At 64.1% G+C, this 17,020-nt stretch carries 13 protein-coding genes; 4 read left to right on the plus strand and 9 right to left on the minus strand.

Annotated elements, in window-relative coordinates:
- The first annotated feature begins 51 nt into the window (after positions 1–51).
- The 3 genes from G513_RS20685 (at position 52) to G513_RS0101030 (ending at position 7,415) form a co-directional block, all read left to right on the plus strand.
- Positions 52–2,154 (plus strand): DUF1302 family protein, encoded by a 2,103-nt coding sequence (locus tag G513_RS20685; protein WP_156891334.1) that lies wholly within the window; start codon positions 52–54, stop codon positions 2,152–2,154.
- Positions 2,155–2,416: 262 nt separating this feature from the next.
- Entirely contained in the window at positions 2,417–4,831 is a 2,415-nt protein-coding gene (locus G513_RS0101025; RefSeq protein ID WP_028474989.1) for an efflux RND transporter permease subunit, read from the plus strand.
- Between the two features lie 76 nt (positions 4,832–4,907).
- Entirely contained in the window at positions 4,908–7,415 is a 2,508-nt protein-coding gene (locus G513_RS0101030; protein WP_156891336.1) for a hypothetical protein, read from the plus strand.
- Positions 7,416–7,493: 78 nt separating this feature from the next.
- Here G513_RS0101030 and G513_RS0101035 read toward each other — a convergent pair whose 3' ends face one another.
- From G513_RS0101035 to G513_RS0101065, 7 genes are read right to left on the minus strand one after another with little or no spacing between them, the layout of a single operon-like run.
- Positions 7,494–8,678, minus strand: a complete 1,185-nt coding sequence (locus G513_RS0101035; protein ID WP_022974967.1) for an acetyl-CoA C-acyltransferase family protein — start codon at positions 8,676–8,678, stop codon at positions 7,494–7,496.
- A 41-nt stretch (positions 8,679–8,719) separates the two neighbouring features.
- A complete protein-coding gene (locus G513_RS0101040) occupies positions 8,720–9,649 on the minus strand; it encodes an SDR family NAD(P)-dependent oxidoreductase (RefSeq protein WP_022974968.1) in 930 nt (309 codons plus the stop codon).
- A 36-nt stretch (positions 9,650–9,685) separates the two neighbouring features.
- Positions 9,686–10,945 carry an acetyl-CoA hydrolase/transferase family protein gene (locus G513_RS0101045; RefSeq protein ID WP_022974969.1) on the minus strand — a complete coding sequence of 420 codons (1,260 nt, stop codon included), beginning with the start codon at positions 10,943–10,945 and terminating at the stop codon, positions 9,686–9,688.
- The gene (locus G513_RS20690) at positions 10,945–11,349 is read right to left on the minus strand and encodes a MaoC/PaaZ C-terminal domain-containing protein (RefSeq protein ID WP_022974970.1); all 405 of its coding nucleotides are present in this window, start codon (positions 11,347–11,349) and stop codon (positions 10,945–10,947) included. Before G513_RS20690 ends, G513_RS0101045 begins: the two co-directional genes overlap by 1 nt.
- A complete protein-coding gene (locus tag G513_RS20695; protein ID WP_022974971.1) occupies positions 11,346–11,771 on the minus strand; it encodes an FAS1-like dehydratase domain-containing protein in 426 nt (141 codons plus the stop codon). Before G513_RS20695 ends, G513_RS20690 begins: the two co-directional genes overlap by 4 nt.
- A complete protein-coding gene (locus tag G513_RS20700) occupies positions 11,771–13,051 on the minus strand; it encodes an enoyl-CoA hydratase-related protein (RefSeq protein WP_022974972.1) in 1,281 nt (426 codons plus the stop codon). The genes G513_RS20695 and G513_RS20700 overlap by 1 nt, the downstream gene beginning before the upstream one ends.
- Before the next feature lie 50 nt (positions 13,052–13,101).
- On the minus strand, positions 13,102–13,893 hold the full coding sequence (locus G513_RS0101065) for an enoyl-CoA hydratase-related protein (protein ID WP_022974973.1): 792 nt from the start codon (positions 13,891–13,893) through the stop codon (positions 13,102–13,104).
- Positions 13,894–14,113: 220 nt separating this feature from the next.
- On the opposite strand from G513_RS0101065, the gene G513_RS0101070 reads away from it, so the two are divergent.
- A complete protein-coding gene (locus G513_RS0101070; protein ID WP_022974974.1) occupies positions 14,114–14,902 on the plus strand; it encodes an enoyl-CoA hydratase/isomerase family protein in 789 nt (262 codons plus the stop codon).
- Positions 14,903–14,928: 26 nt separating this feature from the next.
- Here the strand turns inward: G513_RS0101070 and G513_RS0101075 are convergent, their stop codons facing one another.
- Positions 14,929–15,927 carry an NADP-dependent oxidoreductase gene (locus tag G513_RS0101075; protein ID WP_022974975.1) on the minus strand — a complete coding sequence of 333 codons (999 nt, stop codon included), beginning with the start codon at positions 15,925–15,927 and terminating at the stop codon, positions 14,929–14,931.
- A 222-nt stretch (positions 15,928–16,149) separates the two neighbouring features.
- Positions 16,150–16,917 (minus strand): SDR family NAD(P)-dependent oxidoreductase, encoded by a 768-nt coding sequence (locus G513_RS0101080; RefSeq protein ID WP_022974976.1) that lies wholly within the window; start codon positions 16,915–16,917, stop codon positions 16,150–16,152.
- Between the last annotated feature and the right edge of the window lie 103 nt (positions 16,918–17,020).

Consider the following 17,020-nt stretch of genomic DNA (forward strand, 5'->3'; position numbering starts at 1 on the left):
GCGAGTGTGCGATCGGCAGGGCGATCGGGAAACACAGCGGGGGATAACAACATGAAGGTTTGCAACACGAAGTATTGCGGATTGATCGCGGCCGGCATCGCCGCTTTCGCGAGCGGCGGCGTGCAGGCTGCGGGCGGCGCGGGCTCGAAGTTTCTCGGTGCCGATTTCTCGTACAACGGCTTCATTCGTTTCGACGTGGCGTTCAGCACCGACGACCGCGTTCAGCAGGCCAACCAGTTCGGCGATCTTGCCAACGGCGTGCCGATCCGGCGCACCCCCGGCAACCCGGCGCTGAACTACGCGGTTCCGCTGCAGCCAACCGATGCGCTGATCGGCCCAGGCGGCGTTATCCCGCTGTCCGGCATCGGCGTGCTTCCGCCGACGCGTGGTGTCAGCAATCAGGTGGGTGTCAACGACACCATCACCCGTTATGTGCCGCTGAAGAATCAGCTGCTGAACTATCACCTGCTGCGTTTCGAGCTGACCCCGACCCTGTCCTGGGGCGACTTCTCGCTGATCACCCGCCTGCGTGCGGTCTACGATCCGGACGATCTCGGCTACAACGATTTCGACTACCGCAACTACGACGACATCAACGGCGGCATTCAGGGCGGCGAGTCGCGTCAGTTCCACACCACGCCGGACAAACTCGGCTATCAGGTTGAAGGCAACAAGAACCCGATCTTCTTCGAGCGTTCCGGCCGCAACTACATGGTCGATCTGCCGGCGTTCTTCGTGCAATGGAACAGCGGCAACACCACGGTGCGCGTCGGTAACCAGACGATCGCCTGGGGTCAGCTGCTGTTCTTCCGCATCATGGATACTGCCAACGGCCTCGATCTTCGCCGCCACCTGATTCTCAATCGTGCGGTCGAGGAATATGCCGACTCCCGTGCCTCGGCACCGGGTATCCGCATCACCCAGCAGATCACCGATCAGCTCTCGGCGGACTTCTTCGCCCAGCAGTTCATTCCGTCAGTGCTGAACAACGTCAACACCTCGTACAACGTGGTGCCGTCGCAGTTCACGATTCATGACCGCTACGACCAGGGCGGCTACAACAAGAACGTCAACTACGGCATTCGCTTCAAGGCCGAGTTCGGCAACTACAACCTGCAGGCGATGGCGACGCACCGCTATAACCCGCTGGGTGCGATTCGCTGGACCAAGTCCGACGTTATCAAGTCCCTGCCGAACTCCAACATCCTCGGTGCGGCCTTCAACCAGTACTGCAACCTGGTGCTTGGCACCGGCGGTCAGGGTTGCGGTCCGATTCTCGCCAATACGCCGTTCGAAGCCTCACCGGCCGGCGTGTTCAGCGCTGAAGAGTGGTTCAACTACGCGGGCTACATCAAGCTCGACGCCCTCGATGGTCTTAACAAGGCCGTTGACGATTTCGATGCTTCGCAGATGCTGCTCGCTCGCAACATCGGCCAGAATCCGGATGCCGCCGCGAACGAACTGAGCGCCTTCTTCAGCGCTGGTGAAGGTCTGCATGGTCACATCGAACGTCAGTACTTCGCCGAAAACGTCTTCGGTCTCGGCGGCGGCTTCGTGACCGAAGCGGAGCCGGGTTCGATCTTCGACCAGATCATCATGAATCTGGAAACCACGTACACGCCGAAGCGCGTGTTCACGGCGATCGATCTGCGTAAGGAGTTCGACAAGCGCGAAGAAATCCAGGTTGGCTTCGTGGCTGAGAAGTATCAGCGCTTCTCCACCGAGTTCCCGGCCACCTACATGGTGTTCCAGTACCTCTGGCAGAAGAACAGCGATCTCGTGGGTCTCTTGCTCGATGGCTACGGCAGCGAGAACTACAGCAATCAGGGCATCAAGCTCGATCCGCACGTGCCAACCAGCACCACGCCGAAGATCAGTCCGGGTATCAGTGCCGGTGCCAACTATGTGGTGTTTGCCGCGGTGCAGCCGTTCCCTAACTACATCTATGAGCTCAGCTTCGCGACGCTCGTCGATGTGCAGGGTGGCGTGCTGTTCCAGCCGGGTCTGCAGTGGAAGCCGCGCGGCAATCTGACTGTGAACATGTTCTACAACTTCGTTCACGACAATGCCTGGGGCAACAACCCCAACAAGAACGTCGTGCATCTGATCAGCCAGACCAATGAACTGGCGATCCGCCTCGGTTACCAGTTCTGATTCCGGTTGGTTGATAACGCTTAAAAGCAGCACGCTACATCAGCTGTCCTGCGTCACGGTCCGGATGGTGAAAGCCATCCGGACCGTTTGTGAAGTTGCTGCAAGGTTCAGTCATGGTCATGGTTCTGATGAACTCTGATTGCGACGGACCCCGCGCTACCGGTATCGCTATCGTCGTTGCGATCCGCGTGCATTTCCTTCATCGATTCCAAGATTGATCGCCATGACCCAAGTCGCATCACAACCCCCACTTCGTTTCCGCGTGGCCAAATGGGTCATGGACCATCGCTTCATGGTCTCCATCTGGTTCGTGGTGGTCACGCTGGCTTTTGCTGCCGGCATTCCGCGCGTCGAGATCAAGACCGTGTTCGCCGACCTGCTGCCGCAGGATGACGAGTTCGTGAAGATCTACAACGCCCATCCGAACTTCGGCAATCCGCTGACCATGTTCGTGATGGTCAAGCGCAAGGATGGCGACATCTATCACGCCGATACCTTGCAGAAGGTCTGGGATCTCACTCGCAACATCGATCTCACCGATGGTGTCGATCACGATCAGATCATCTCGATCTCCACCGAAAAGCTGCGCTACGTCGAAGCCACGCCGGAAGGTGTGGACGTTCGTCCGCTGATGGGTGATGCGGTACCGAAGGACGAAGCCGAGGTGGCGGATTTCAAGCGCCGCGTCGCCCAGTCGCCGAACGCCCGCAACTTCTATGTGTCGGCCGATGGTTCGTCGACCCTGATCAGCGCCACGTTCCAGACCACGCTCGACTACGGCGTGGCATTCAACTATGTCGACGGTCTGGTCAAGGCGGCCACCGACGAGAACCACGAAATCTTCCTGGCAGGCCAGCCGGCGCTGACGGGCTGGGTCTACAAGTTCCAGCATCAGACCTACATGATCTTCGGCGTGACCATCGCGCTGCTGATCATTGCGCTGGTGCTGTACATGCGGAACGTTGCCGGCGTAGTCACGCCGATCGTCTGCGCCGCGATGGCCGGCGTCTGGGGCTTCGGCTTCATCGGCTGGACCGGCTACAAGGTCGAACCACTGCTGATGATCGTGCCACTGCTGCTGGTGGCTCGAACCTTCTCGCATTGCATTCAGTTCACCGAACGCTATTACGAAATCCTCAAGCACATCGGTGACAAGCGGAAGTCCGCCGAGATCACCATGGGCGTGATGATGGCGCCGTCGATCCTCGGCATCATGACCGACGTGTTCGGCATCATCTTCATCGCCATCGCGCCGATTCACACGATGTTCGCCCACGCCCTGTTCTGCGGCGCCTGGGCGCTGTGGATCATCCCGACCGGCGTGTTCCTGATCTCGATCCTGCTGTCCTACCTGCCGCTGCCGAAGAACATCGACCGCATTGCCGGTGGCGATGGCAAGGAAACCGGCATCCACGCCTTCCAGGGCAACCTGCTGCGCGGTATCGCCAAGCTCACCTACGGCAAGCCGGCGCTGTACACGTCGATCTTCACCGTGCTGCTCGGCATCTGGGGCATCTGGGCGTCGTTCGAGATCAAGATCGGCAACCCGGTCGAAGGCTCGAACCTGCTGCATTACGACTCCGAGTTCAACACGGCAATCCGCGCGATCAATGCCCATTTCCCGGGCACCAACACGCTGGAAATCGTCATCGAGGCGAAGAACGACAGGGACGGCACCAATCGCATCGCGCTGTCGCCGGAAGCGATGGTCATCCGGTCGAAGATTCAGGCGATCGTCGAGTCCGATCCGATCCTGAAGCCGCGCGCCACGCTGTCGTTCAGCGATTACATGTACGAAGGCAATCGCCTGTTCTCCGGTGGCAACCCGCAGTGGCTGCCGGTCGATCCGAACAAGCGCGCCGCGTTCAGTGCCGGCTCGGCCGTGTTGTTCGGTTCCACGCCGCTGAACTTCGGCAACGTGATGGACTTCGAAGCACAGCATTCCACCGTGTCGCTGTGGTACGCCGACAACAAGCAGGAAACGGTTGATGCGGCACTGGCCAGCGCCAAGCGTGCGGTCGACATCGTCGGCGTCGACCACCCAGGCTTCACGGTTCGCCTCGGTACCGGCTTCATCGCGCTGCAGCAGGCGATGAACAACGTCGTCCATCGCTACCACTGGTTCATTCTGGGTTGCGTCAACGTCGCCATCGCCGTGATTGCCGGCTATGCCTACCGTTCGCTGATGGCGGCGATTCTGCTGCTGATCCCGGTGAACCTGTCCAACTTCCTGCTCAATGCCGCGATGTACTCGCTCGGCATCGGTCTGGACATCAACGCGGTGATCGTGGCGGTCATGGGCGTCGGCGTCGGTATCGACTACGGCATCTACCTGCTATCTCGAATCTGCGAAGAGTATTCAGCGCACGGGAAAAACTGGGAGAAGGCCATCACCATTGCCCTCACGACGACCGGCAAGGCGATCATGTTCACCGCCTCGATCATGCTGGCCGGCATCCTGCCCTGGTACTTCCTGTCCGAGTTCAAGTTCATGGCCGACATGGGCATGCTCCTGGTGGCGATCATGCTGATCAACATGGTGCTTTCGCTGGTCGTGCTACCGCTCATCATCTGGTTGGTGAAGCCCAGCTTCGCGGGCCGTGAAGATCTGGCGGTTGGTGAGAACATTGACCTTTCGCAGTTCATGAAGGACGACGCGAAACCGCACACCGTCTGACGCTGCGCAGTACCACAGGCGGCAGCTCAGGCGGACAGGCCTGAGCTGCCGCCTTTTTTTGTGGATGGAGGAAATCATGGTCCGAGCACGTACGAAGCCAGCTTCGGCGGCGCCGTTTCTGCAGCTGCTGTTGACCTCGCTCCTGTCTCTGAGCTTCGGCAGCGTCGCCGTCGCACAGGAACCGGTGCCCGTCGTATCCATTCCGGCATCGTCGGAAGCCCCGGCCGCCGCGCAGGAGTCCGAGCCGGTCATTCGCGTGATTGCGGTGCCTCCGTCGGCACAGCCGCTGATTCACGAGCCAGCGCCGAGAACCGCGCCGGAACAGGTCATCGAACAGCTTCCGGGACAAGTGACCGAGCAGCAGCCGGCGCCGATCCAGCCGCCGCTGCTGGAAGCCAGCCCGGTACCGGCGGCAGAGGCTCCCGCCGCCCCCGCGATAGCGCAGGAACCTGCGCCACTCGCCAATCAGGCGACGAAACTGCCGCTGCTGATGTTCAAGAGCCCGTTAGCGCTGCGTTTTTCGGTCTACCAGCGATTGGCGGAAGCCGAACAGCTGGCCGATGCGCAGGCCGTACCGATGTCTGGGCGGGTGAACCTGTACCTCGATGCTTCTGGCTTGAACCGGGTGAACATTGCCAGCCTGAGCATCCGAATCGACGAGCAGACGCTATTCGATCGCGCGCTACTGGCTGCGGAAACAGCAGCGTTGGCGGAGCGGCGCGACCCACTGCGTCTGGTCCGCAGCAGCCTGAGCTCCGGCGTCCACCGAGTACAGGCCACGGTGACCTTGATGGCGGACGCCAAAGGCGAGTCTGCGCAGCTGAACATCGACCAGAATCTTGAACTTGCCTCGGCAGGGAGCGACCTGGAACTACGCATAGAATCCGGAACGCTCGGCAAGCCCGGCCTGGTGTTCCGGCGTTTGCAGCGCGACGAATCGCGGAAGACGTCGGTGATCAGCGGCTCGCTCGAAGCGCTCGGCGTCAACGTTGGCGTGGTCCGCTATCCGCCCGGTGCCGACAACGATCCGGCGGTCGGCCATGCCCGCACATTAGGCCGCATGGGACAGGCCGCAAACGGGCTCGTCGCGCTGCTGGCCGATGCTGTGCAGGCGGGGCCGAACGGCCATTTCGAACCACCGTACTGGCTGGCGCAGGCGGCGCTGCTGCGCGAGCTCGGCGTGCTCGACCGGGCACAGGCGATCTGCGATCAACTCGATGCCGCCAAGGTCGCCGGCGCTGCCGTGGCGACCGAACGGCTGCTGATTGCCGAAGCGCGTTATTCCGCTGGCGACTACTCGGCGGCCGAAGCGCAGCTGGTGCTGTCGAAGCGCAGGTTGCCTGAGTATCGCCAGGCGGACTGGCGCAATGTCAGCGGCCTGATCGAACTTGCGCGCCTGCGGCCGGGCGAGGCGCGCGATACCTTGAAGGTCGCAGACAGCGAATCGATCGAAGCCTTCCGCTACATGGCGGCATCGACCGAAGCGCTGCGCGCCACCGGTTACGGCCGCTACAACCTGGCGATCGCGATGATCCGCAGCGGCGATGCCGCCCGCGGCCGCAGTTGGCTGGATCTGCTCGGCCGCACCGCGTCCACCGATCCAGAGCTGCTCGAACTGCGCGACAGGGCCAATCTGTCGCTCGGCTGGCAATTCCTGAGGGAGAAACAGGGGCGTACCGCGCTCGGCGTGCTGGGCCGCGTGCGCAGCGACGGCCTGTCGTCGAACCGCGCGCTGCTCGGCATGGGTTGGGCGCAGCTCGCACCGGACGGCGAACGCTTGCCGCGCGTGACGTTGCGTACTGAAAACCTGCGGGTGCCGGACCAGATCGGCGACCTATCGGCCCCAATACGCAATTCGCTGGAACGTTTGCGCGTGCTGGAGCCGGAAATCAGCGGCGGTTGGGCCGGCCCGAGCAGTTTCGAGCGTGACGATCCGCCGAAGAATCGCAACGATGGCCTGCGCCGCGCGATCACCGTCTGGAGCGCGCTGCTGGGTCGCGATGAGCGCGATCCTTCCGTGATCGAAGCCAAGCTGGCGATCGCCCATGCCCAGGATCAGCTACGCGATATCGGCGCAGCCCGGACCAGCTATGCCGACACGCTGACCAGCCTCCGCAATACGGATGCAGCGATCGAGCGCGACGCCGCTTTCGTCAAGGCTGGCGATCTCGTCGCCTCGCTGTCGGCGATCGATCTCGCCGACGATGCTGCGCTGTACGGGCTGATGGACCGCCTGCGCCTGGAGCCGGGCAATGACACTTCGGCGCTCTACGCGGCGATCGGCGATCAGCGTGAATACCGGCAGCTGGCCGTTTCCCTGCAGGCTTCGTCAGCCCGTCTGGCCGCGTTGCCGGCCAGCGAAGCGTCGGCTGCCTTGCTGGCCAAGCTCGAACTGGCCAGCCGGCAGATCGCGCTGGTCCAACACGACGCCGAAGTGCTGGTCGGCCAGCGGGCGCTGCTGCAGCTGCAGAGCCACCGCAAGATGGTCGGCGATTACATGAAGACGGCGCTGCTGCTCGCGGCAAGAGCCGAAGACACGCCGGCTATCGAACTGCGCAACAGCGAGACAGCGCCGACGCCGTGAGCGGTCAGTCCAGGTAGCGGGCAAAAAGAAAGGCCGAGACTCTCGCGAGTCCCGGCCTTTTTCATCCAGCGCGCTGAATCAGACGCGCTCGAAGATCGCCGCGATGCCCTGACCGCCGCCGATGCACATGGTCACCAGCGCATAACGGCCGCCGGTGCGATGCAGCTCGTGGATCGCCTTGGTGGTAATGATCGCGCCCGTCGCGCCCACCGGATGGCCGAGCGAGATGCCCGAGCCGTTCGGGTTGAGCTTGGCCGGGTCGAAGCCCAGTTCCTGCGCCACCGCGCAGGCCTGCGCCGCGAACGCTTCGTTGGCTTCGATCACGTCCATGTCGCTGACCTTCAGGCCGGCCTTGGCGAGCGCGATCTTCGATGCCGGAACCGGGCCGATGCCCATGTATTCCGGTTCGACACCGGCGTGGCCGTAGGACACCAGGCGCGCCAGCGGCTTGAGACCGAGCGCAGCAGCACGGCCGGCCTCGGCGAGCACCACGGCGGCGGCGCCGTCATTGATGCCCGAAGCATTGCCGGCGGTGACCAGGCCGTCTTTCTTGAACACGGCCTTCATCTTGGCGAGCGCTTCGACGCTGGAGTCGGCGCGCACGTTTTCGTCGGTGTCGAACTGGATCGGGCCCTTGCGGCTGGCGATCTCGACCGGAACGATCTGGCCCTTGAAGCGGCCTTCGGCGATCGCCTTGGCGGCACGCTGCTGGCTGGTCACGGCGAGGGCGTCCTGCATCTCGCGGGTGATGCCGTAACGGGCGGCCACGTTCTCGGCGGTGATGCCCATGTGGATGGCATGGAACGGGTCGTGGAGGATGCCGGTCATGTAATCGAGCATCTTCGCGTCGCCCATGCGCGCCCCCCAGCGGCCGGCTGGCAGCAGGTACGGGCCGCGGCTCATCGCTTCAGCGCCGGCGCCGATGGCGACATCGCAGTCGCCGAGCAGGATCGCCTGCGCCGCCGAGATGATCGCCTGCACGCCGGAACCGCAGAGGCGGTTAACGTTGAACGCCGGGGTTTCCTTCGGGATGCCGGCTTCCACCGCGGCAACGCGGCCGAGGTAGGCGTCGCGCGGCTCGGTCGGGATGACGTTGCCCATCACCATGTGGCCGACTTCCTTCGGATCGACGCCGGCATGCGCCAGCGCTGCCTTGACGGCGGTCGTCGCCAGGGTCGTCAGCGGCACATCCTTCAGCGTGCCGCCGAAGCTGCCGATCGCCGTACGCATTGCGCCAACCACTACCACTTCACGCTTGGACATCGTTGTCTCCTGAATTCTCGACTACGTAGAAACTGGGGGCTTCAGACCGGGTCCCAAGTGAACACGTCACCCGAACGGTGCAGCGGATAGAAATCGTTCTGGAACTGCGGGAACACTCGCTCGACGATCGCTTCCGGCGTCCAGCCTTCGGCCGTGTGCGCGGTGCGGATCGGGCGCGGCTGGCTGAACAGATAGATTTCATTGTTGCGCACGCCGAAGATCTGGCCTGACACGCTTTTGGCAGCATCGGACGCCAGCGCGACCACGAACGGCGCGATCTTCTCAGGAATCAGCTTCTTCAAGCCTTCGACGCGCTTCTTCTGCTCCGGCGTTTCGTCGGGAATCGAGCTGACCATGCGCGTCCAGGCGAACGGCGCGATCGCATTGGAACGCACGCCGAAGCGCTGCATGTCGAGCGCGATCGCCTTCGACAGGCCGACGATGCCGAGCTTGGCCGCGCAGTAGTTGGCCTGGCCGAAGTTGCCGACCAGTCCCGAGGTCGAGGTCATGTGGATGAAGCTGCCCGAGCCCTGTTCCTTGAAGTAGGGCGCGGCAGCGCGGCTGGTGTTCCACGAGCCTTTCAGATGCACGGCGATCACCGCGTCGAACTCTTCCTCGCTCATCTTGTGGAAGATCACGTCGCGCAGATTGCCGGCGTTGTTGACCACGATGTCGATGCGGCCGAACGCGCTGCGTGCGGCTTCGATCATCGCCTGGGCGCCTTCGAAGCTGGCCACCGAGTGGGTATCGGCGACGGCATCGCTGCCCAGTTCCTTGATTTCGCGGACGACGCTGTCGGCCGGCGATTCGCCGCCGGCTTCGCCCGTCAAGGACACGCCGAGATCATTGACGACGACCTTGGCGCCGGCCTTGGCCAGTTCTAGCGCGATGCCACGGCCGATGCCGCGACCGGCGCCGGTGACGAGAGCGACTTTGCCAGCCAGCAGGCCGGTAGTAGACGGGTTCGACATTGTTCGGAGTCCTGGGTGAGAGAGGTCTGAAGAGTCCTAGAGGCGTCTGGCGATATCGGCCCAGCGCGCTTCCAGCGATTCGCGGAAAGCGGGTGCAGCGACAGCAATCAAGGCGCGCGCGCGTTCGTGGATCGACAAGCCGCGCAGCGCCGCGACGCCATGCTCGGTGACCACGTAATCGGCGCAGTGACGGGGCAGGGCGACCATGCCGCGATCAAAGCTGCCGACAATGCGAGTGAAGCGGCCATCGTCGGTTGCCGCCGGCAGCGCGACGATCGAGCGGCCACCGTTCGACAGCTGCGCGCCGGCCACGAAAGCCGGCAAGCCACCGACGCCGGCCATCAGCTTGCCGTTGAGGCTGTCGGCGTTGACCTGGCCGAACAGATCGACTTCCACTGCCGAATTGATCGCGCAGAAGTTGTCTATCGCGGCGATCCGGCGCACGTCGTGAGTTTCGGAAACGGGCCGGAAATGGAACGCGCGGTCCTGTCCCAGGCGCTCGTAGAACGCGGCATCGCCGAGCGCGACACCAGCGTCGATCGCGCCCTCGGCAGCAACCGCACCAGCATCGACGAGCGCAGCAACCTGCGGCGTGACCATGCCGGACCAGATGCGCAGATCGCGATGATCGCGCAGCGATGCCAGGATCGCGCCTGGCAGCTTGCCGACGCCGAATTCCAGGGTGTCGCCATCGCGCACCAGGCCGGCGACCAGCGCCGCGTGACGCTCGATGGTTTCGCTGCTGCCGCCGGCATCGAAGTTGACCAGCGCGCTGTCGGCCTCGAACGCGGCATCGGCCGTCGCATAGGCGATCGACCACGAGCCGCGCGTGCGCGGCAGGCGCGAGTTGATGTGCAGCACGCGGCGCCTGGCCTTGGACCAGACCGCCGGATGGAAATCGAGACTGGGGCCAAGGCTGCAGTTGCCATCGGCATCGGGTGCACTGACCTGGGCAATCGCGAGATCGACCGCGACGTTGCTGGCGAGATCGCGATAGATCGCCGGATAGTCGACCGGTACCAGCTCGGCGCGGCCATCGGCCAGGCCGGCGCGCAGGCCCGGCGTCATCACGTAGCCGCGCTGGCGCGCTTCCGCGTGCAGGCCGAGGTAATCAGTGCGGTTGATGCCGGGGAAGTGCAGGCCGGTGAAACGAACGCCCGCCGCGAATTCCGGCTGCGCCTTGAGCGCGGCATGAAAGGCTAGGCTTTCGCCGGACACGCCGGGCACGAACACGGTCATGCCCGGCCGCAGTGAAGCGACGATTTCCTCGACCGTGCAGCGCTGTACTGCGGCCATCAGTTCGCAGCCGCGAGTTCGGCGCTGCCGGTGATGATCACCGTGCCGGCCGGATCGATCGCTTCCAGCGCCAGACGCAGATGGCCGTCATCCGGCTGACCCTCGACGACATCCGCAAGGCGCGCGCGGCAACGCAGCGAGGTGTTGACCGGCAGGATCGCCGCGAAGCGGGCATCGAACTTCAGCAACTCGCGATTGGCGAAGCGGCTGCAGAGCAGACGGCCAAGCAAGGCCATGCTGAGCATGCCGTGGACGATCACGTCGGCGAAGCCGGCTTTCTGGGCGAAGGCCGGATCGAGATGCAGCGGGTTGGTGTCGCCCGAAGCCTCCGCATAAGCGGCAAGCATCTCGCGGGTGATCGGCCCGGTTTCGTATTCGGCGAGGACAGTGCTGGCGTCATTCATGCTGCCACCGCCGGCTTCGGATTGCGGACCAGCACCACCTGGCGCGAGCGGCCGAGCAGGCCGCGCTCGGCGTGGCTGATGATCGATTCGATGACGATGAATTCCATCAGGCCGTTCTTGCGTTCGTAGATGTCCGATACCTTGCGGACCACGTCCAGCTGATCGCCGGCGAGGATCGGGCCGAGGTAGTCGAACTGCTGCTCGGCGTGCAGCACTCGGCGCAGATCGACCGCCAGCGTATCGAGGATCCGCCGCGAACTGTTGTGCTCGCCTTCGACCATCTTCATGAAGGTCGGCGGCGCCACGCGAACATCACCGCCAGTGTCGCCGATCGCCGCACGAAACCTGGCGATCCGCTCCGGCGTGGCTTCGACGCTGAACGCCGGCAGGCTGTAGCCGATGTGGGCGCGATCGATCGCCATCAGGCAGCGACCGGGGCCGATGCCGTGCGCGGTGCGAACCAGGCATCGACGGCAGCGAGTGTCACGGCATCGCCATCGGCGGCCTTGCGCAGCGCGTCGGCGCCGATCTGCGTGGCATAGGTGTACGGGCCACCGGCGTAGGACGGGAACAGCCCGGCCGAGACGACCGCGACATCGGCGAGCGTGGTCTCGTCGACCTTGCCGGCCTTCCAGACGCGCAGCGCAGCAAGGGTTGCGACGGCGAGCTTGCTCGCTTCGGCAGCGCTGGCGGTGCCGGCATTGGCGGCGCGCAGCTGCGGCAGCAGCGCATCGTCACCAACGGCGAGTACCGAGTCCTTGGCGAGCAGGCCGAGCTTCGCCGCCTTCTGGCGATTCAGGAACAAGGTGCGGACCATGTTGCCGGCGACGCTGTCGCGCATCAGCTCGACGAAGATGTCCATCTCGCGGTCGCTGGCCGGGGTCAGCGGCAGGTTCCAGCCACCGACCACGCAATCGATGATCGCGTGATAGGCCGGGTAGTACTGCAGCTGGTAGTCAGTGATGCCGACTGCCTTGGCGATCTCGGCAATGATCGTCGGGCTCCTGAAATCGAATGGTGCGGCGTCGAACGAGGCGCCGGGGCGATCCCAGCGTGCGAGCGGCTGCGGCATCGACTTGGCGATTTCCTTGGCCTTGGCGATCAGCTGATCAGCCGGGACGACCGCGTCGACCAGCTTCAGATTCAGCGCTTCAGCGGGGCCGACCGGATCGCCGGTCAGCAGCATGTTCAGACCCTTGGCGGTGCCGACCAGACGCGGCAGGCGCTGCGTGCCGCCAGCGCCCGGCAGCAGGCCGAGCTTGATTTCCGGCAGGCCGAGCTGCACGGCCTTTTCATCGTCCAGCACCACGCGGGCGTGGCAGGCCATCGCGACTTCCAGACCACCGCCCAGCGCCAGGCCATTGATGGCGGCGACATACGGCTTGGTGGACAGTTCGAGACGGCGGAACAGCCGGCCGAGATGGCCGAACAGTTCATTGAGTTGGGGAACGGCATCGACCTTCGCCCGCTCGGTGAAGACCCGGATCATGTCCAGATCGGCACCGGCGAGGAAGGCAGACTTGCCCGAGGTCAGCACCACGCCTTTAACGGCAGCATCGCCTGCGACGAACGTCAGCAGGCTTTCGAGCGAATCCATCATGGCGCGCGAGAACACGTTCATCGTGCGGCCCTGCATGTCGATACGGGCGACGAGAATGCCGTCGGCGTCGAGTTCGGTCGTGATGTTGCTGTCGTTGTACATGTCGGGGCTCTGGGTGCTGGCTCGGGTTTTCAGCGAGTGACGATCTGCGATCAGGCGAACTTCTTGAAGTCCGGCTTGCGCTTCTCGTTGAAGGCGCGCACGCCTTCCTTCGACTCTTCGCTCTGGTAGTAGCCCTTCACCGCGGCCACGCCCATGAAGCTGATGCCGCGGATGTTTTCGCTGTCGGCGTTGAACGAACGCTTGGCGATGGCGATCGCGGTCGGGCTCATGAAGTTGATTTCGGCGGCCCAGGCTTCGCACTCGGCGTCGAGATCGTCATGCGGGACGACCTTGTTGACCAGACCCATTTCCAGCGCTTCCTGCGCCTTGTAGCGGCGGCACAGGAACCAGACTTCACGCGCCTTCTTCTCGCCGATGATGCGGGCGAGGTAAGCGGTGCCGAAGCCCGGATCGACCGAGCCGACCTTCGGGCCGACCTGGCCGAACTGCGCCTTCTCGGAGGCGATGGTCAGATCGCAAAGCGTGGCGAACACGTTGCCGCCGCCGATCGCGAAGCCCTGGACGCGGGCGATCACCACCTTGCGGCAATCGCGGATCGCGGTCTGCAGTTCTTCGATCGGCAGGCCGACCATGCCGCGCGGGCCGTACAGGCCGTCTTCCGATAGATGAACCTTTTGATCGCCGCCGGTGCAGAACGCCTTATCGCCGGCGCCGCCGAAGATCACGGTGTTGACCGACTTCTCTTCATCGGCCTTGCGGAACGCGTCGATCAGTTCTTCGACCGTCTGGTTGCGGAAGGCGTTGAACACTTCCGGGCGGTTGATGAAGATGCGCACGGCGTTGGCGCCGACTTCGTAGGTGATGTCCTTGTAATTCGACATGTCGTTTCTCGATCGGTGTAGGGGTAGGGCAGACGAAGCACTGGCGACAGCAACAGGCCCGAGGCGTTTGTCTCGGGCCATATGGTATGGAACCATACAATAATATCAAAGCGGCGCGGCTTGTGGCGGCGCGGGCTCGCCCGCACTTGCGAGGTGTCGGCATCGAGCGCCGACTTGCCGCCTGGGCCATGCCCTCATTGCCTTCAGAACGAGAACGAACATGGCTTACGAATCGCTGGAACTCGAGGTTCGCGACGGTGTTGCCCATCTGGTGCTGAACCAGCCGAAGCTCGGCAATCCGTTCAACGCCGCGTTCTGCGCCGATCTCGGCAAGGTCGGCGGTGAACTCGCCAGCCGAAAGGACGTACGCGCCGTGCTGCTTCGCGCCAACGGGCCGTTCTTCAGCGTCGGCGGCGACGTCAAGATGTTCTCGAAGACGCTCGACACCTTGCCGGACCAGATCCGCGAATGGACCGCCGGCCTGCATCTCGGCGTCGCCAGACTGGCGCGGCTCGATGCGCCGATCGTCGCCGCCGTGCATGCCACGGCCATGGGCGGCGCGGTCGGCCTGTTCGCCGGCTGCGACCTCGTCTACTGCGCACGTTCGGCGAAGCTCGGCGGCGCCTACACCACGATCGGCTACACCTGCGACATGGGCGCCACTTTCACGCTGGCCTCGCGCATGGGCCTGTCGCGGGCGCGGCGCTTCCTGCTGCTCGGCGAAGTGCTGAGCGCCGAGGAAGGCGAGCGGGCGGGACTGGTCGATTACGTCGTCGATGACGACGCGCTGATGCAGGAAGCTGAAGCCGCAGCGATCCGGCTCGCCAACGGCCCCACCCGGGCTTACGGCGAACTGCGCCGGCTGATGACCACGGCGCTCGGGGCGGGCTTCGAGCGGCAGATGGAAGACGAGGTGCAGGGCCTGGTCCGTGCCGCGTCGACCGACGACGCCCGCGAAGGCATCACCGCTTTCATCGAGCGTCGGCCGGCGCAGTTCAAGGGGCGCTGAAGCGCAGGCTTCTTCTGGCAGAAAGGTCAGCGCAGCTTGATCAGCTTCTTGCCGGTGTTGCGGCCCGAATAGACATCGACCAGCGCCTGCGGCGCTTCGGCGATGTCGCTGCTGATGTCCTCGGCGTAGCGGAGCGAGCCACCGTTCAGCATCGCTGCGAGCTTGGCGGCAACGTCGTCATAGCGCTTGATGTGATCGAAGATCACGAAGCCTTCGAGGCGCAGGCGGCGAGTCAGGATTTCACGCTCGATGCGCGGGCCGGTCGGGTTCGGTGCCCAGCTGGCGATCGACATCGTGCCGCACTGGATCACCCGGCCGAACCAGGCCATGTGGCGGATCACGCTGTCAGCGATCTCCCCGGCGGTGTTGTCGAAGAAGACATTGACGCCGTTCGGGCAGGTTTCCTTGAGCTGCGGTTCCAGCGGCCGCTTGTAGTTGATGAAGGCTTCGTAGCCGTAATCGGCGATCGCCTGGCGGCCTTTCTCGTCTGAACCGACGACGGCAACACCGCGTGCACCGGCCTGCCTGGCGAGCTGGCCGACGATGCTGCCGACCGCACCAGCGGCTGCCGTGACCAGCACCGTTTCGCCGGGCTTCGGCGCGCCGATGTCATGCAGCGCAAGGTAGGCGGTGAGGCCGTTGATGCCGAGCAGGCCGGCGCCGGTCGATAACGGTGCCTGATGCGGATCGACCTTGCGCAGCACGCTCGCAGGCGTGGCGACGCTGTAGTCCTGCCAGCCGAACCAGCCGTAGAGAAACTGGCCCTCGGCGAAGTCCGCGTGCTTCGACGCGATCACCTTGCCGACTGCCATCGCCCGCATCACCGCGCCGATCGGCACCGGCGGGGCGTAGTTATTCTCATCGTTGACATAGCCGCGCTGGGCCGGGTCCACGGACAGATAGTGGTTCTCGACCAGGAACTCGCCGTCCTTCAGCTCCGGCACGGCCACGGTCTTCAGCTCGAAGTGCTCGGGCTGCGGGATGCCGACCGGGCGGGATTTGAGGGTGATCTGGCGGTTGTTCATGGGAAACCTTTGTGAAAAAAGCGGAACGACAGTACCTGGGCCGAAACTCTACCCATTCGTCATTCCCGCGAAGGCGGGAATCCAGTTTCGACGTACGCACACCGCTGGCAGCAAAGAACTGGATTCCCGCCTGCGCGGGAATGACGGGCAATTAAAAAGCCGCGCGGCAACAAGGCCGCGCGGCTTGGTGAAACGAAGGCCAAGCGAAGCTCGGCCGACGTTTCAGCCGTGCATCGTCAGGCCGCCCGAGACGGAGATCGTCTGGCCGGTCATGAACGAGGCGTCGTCGCTGGCGAGGAACGCCACCAGACCCGGGTAGTCGCTCGGCTCGCCGATGCGGCCCAGCGGCACGCCGCGGACCATCGCATCGCGGATCTTCTGGCCTTCTTCGCCGGTGCCGACGAAGGCGTCCATCGCCGGAGTGTTGGTCGGGCCGGGGGCGATGCAGTTCAGGGTCACGTTCTTGCGCGACACTTCACGGGCCAGCGCCTTGGCGAACGCGATGGTCGCGCCCTTGGTGCCCGAGTACACGACTTCGCCGGACGAACCGACTCTGCCGGCATCGGACGCGATGAAGATCACGCGGCCACCGCCACGCTGGACCATGCCCGACACCACGGCATGGGTCATGTGCAGCGGGCCCATGTAGTTGATGTCGACAACCTTCTTCCAGAAGTCCGGAGTGGTCTTCAGGAACGGGATTGGCTTGTCCCAGCCAGCGTTGTTGACCAGCGCCCAGGTCGGGCCGATCTTGGCTTCGACTTCGGCAACCGCTTTCTTCACGGCTTCGTAGTCGGTGATGTCGCAGATTCCGGCCGTGGCCTTGCCGCCGGCCGCTTCGATCTCGGCAACGGCCTTGGCCGCTGCTTCCGCATTCATGTCGAGCACGCCGACGATCATGCCTTCTTCCGCCAGACGCTTGGCGATCGCGAGGCCGATGCCGCTGGCTGCGCCGGTGACCAGGGCCACCTTGTCTTTGAGTCCACGCAAGATTCTTTCTCCTGAAGGGTGCTGCACAATGAATGTCGGGCCAATGTTGGAGATTCCCTGCAGGGCCAGCCGTGGCTTGCCCCAGGGGTCCAACCAACATAGT

This window comes from Nevskia ramosa DSM 11499 (genome assembly GCF_000420645.1).
GTDB classification, from domain to species: Bacteria; Pseudomonadota; Gammaproteobacteria; order Nevskiales; family Nevskiaceae; genus Nevskia; species Nevskia ramosa.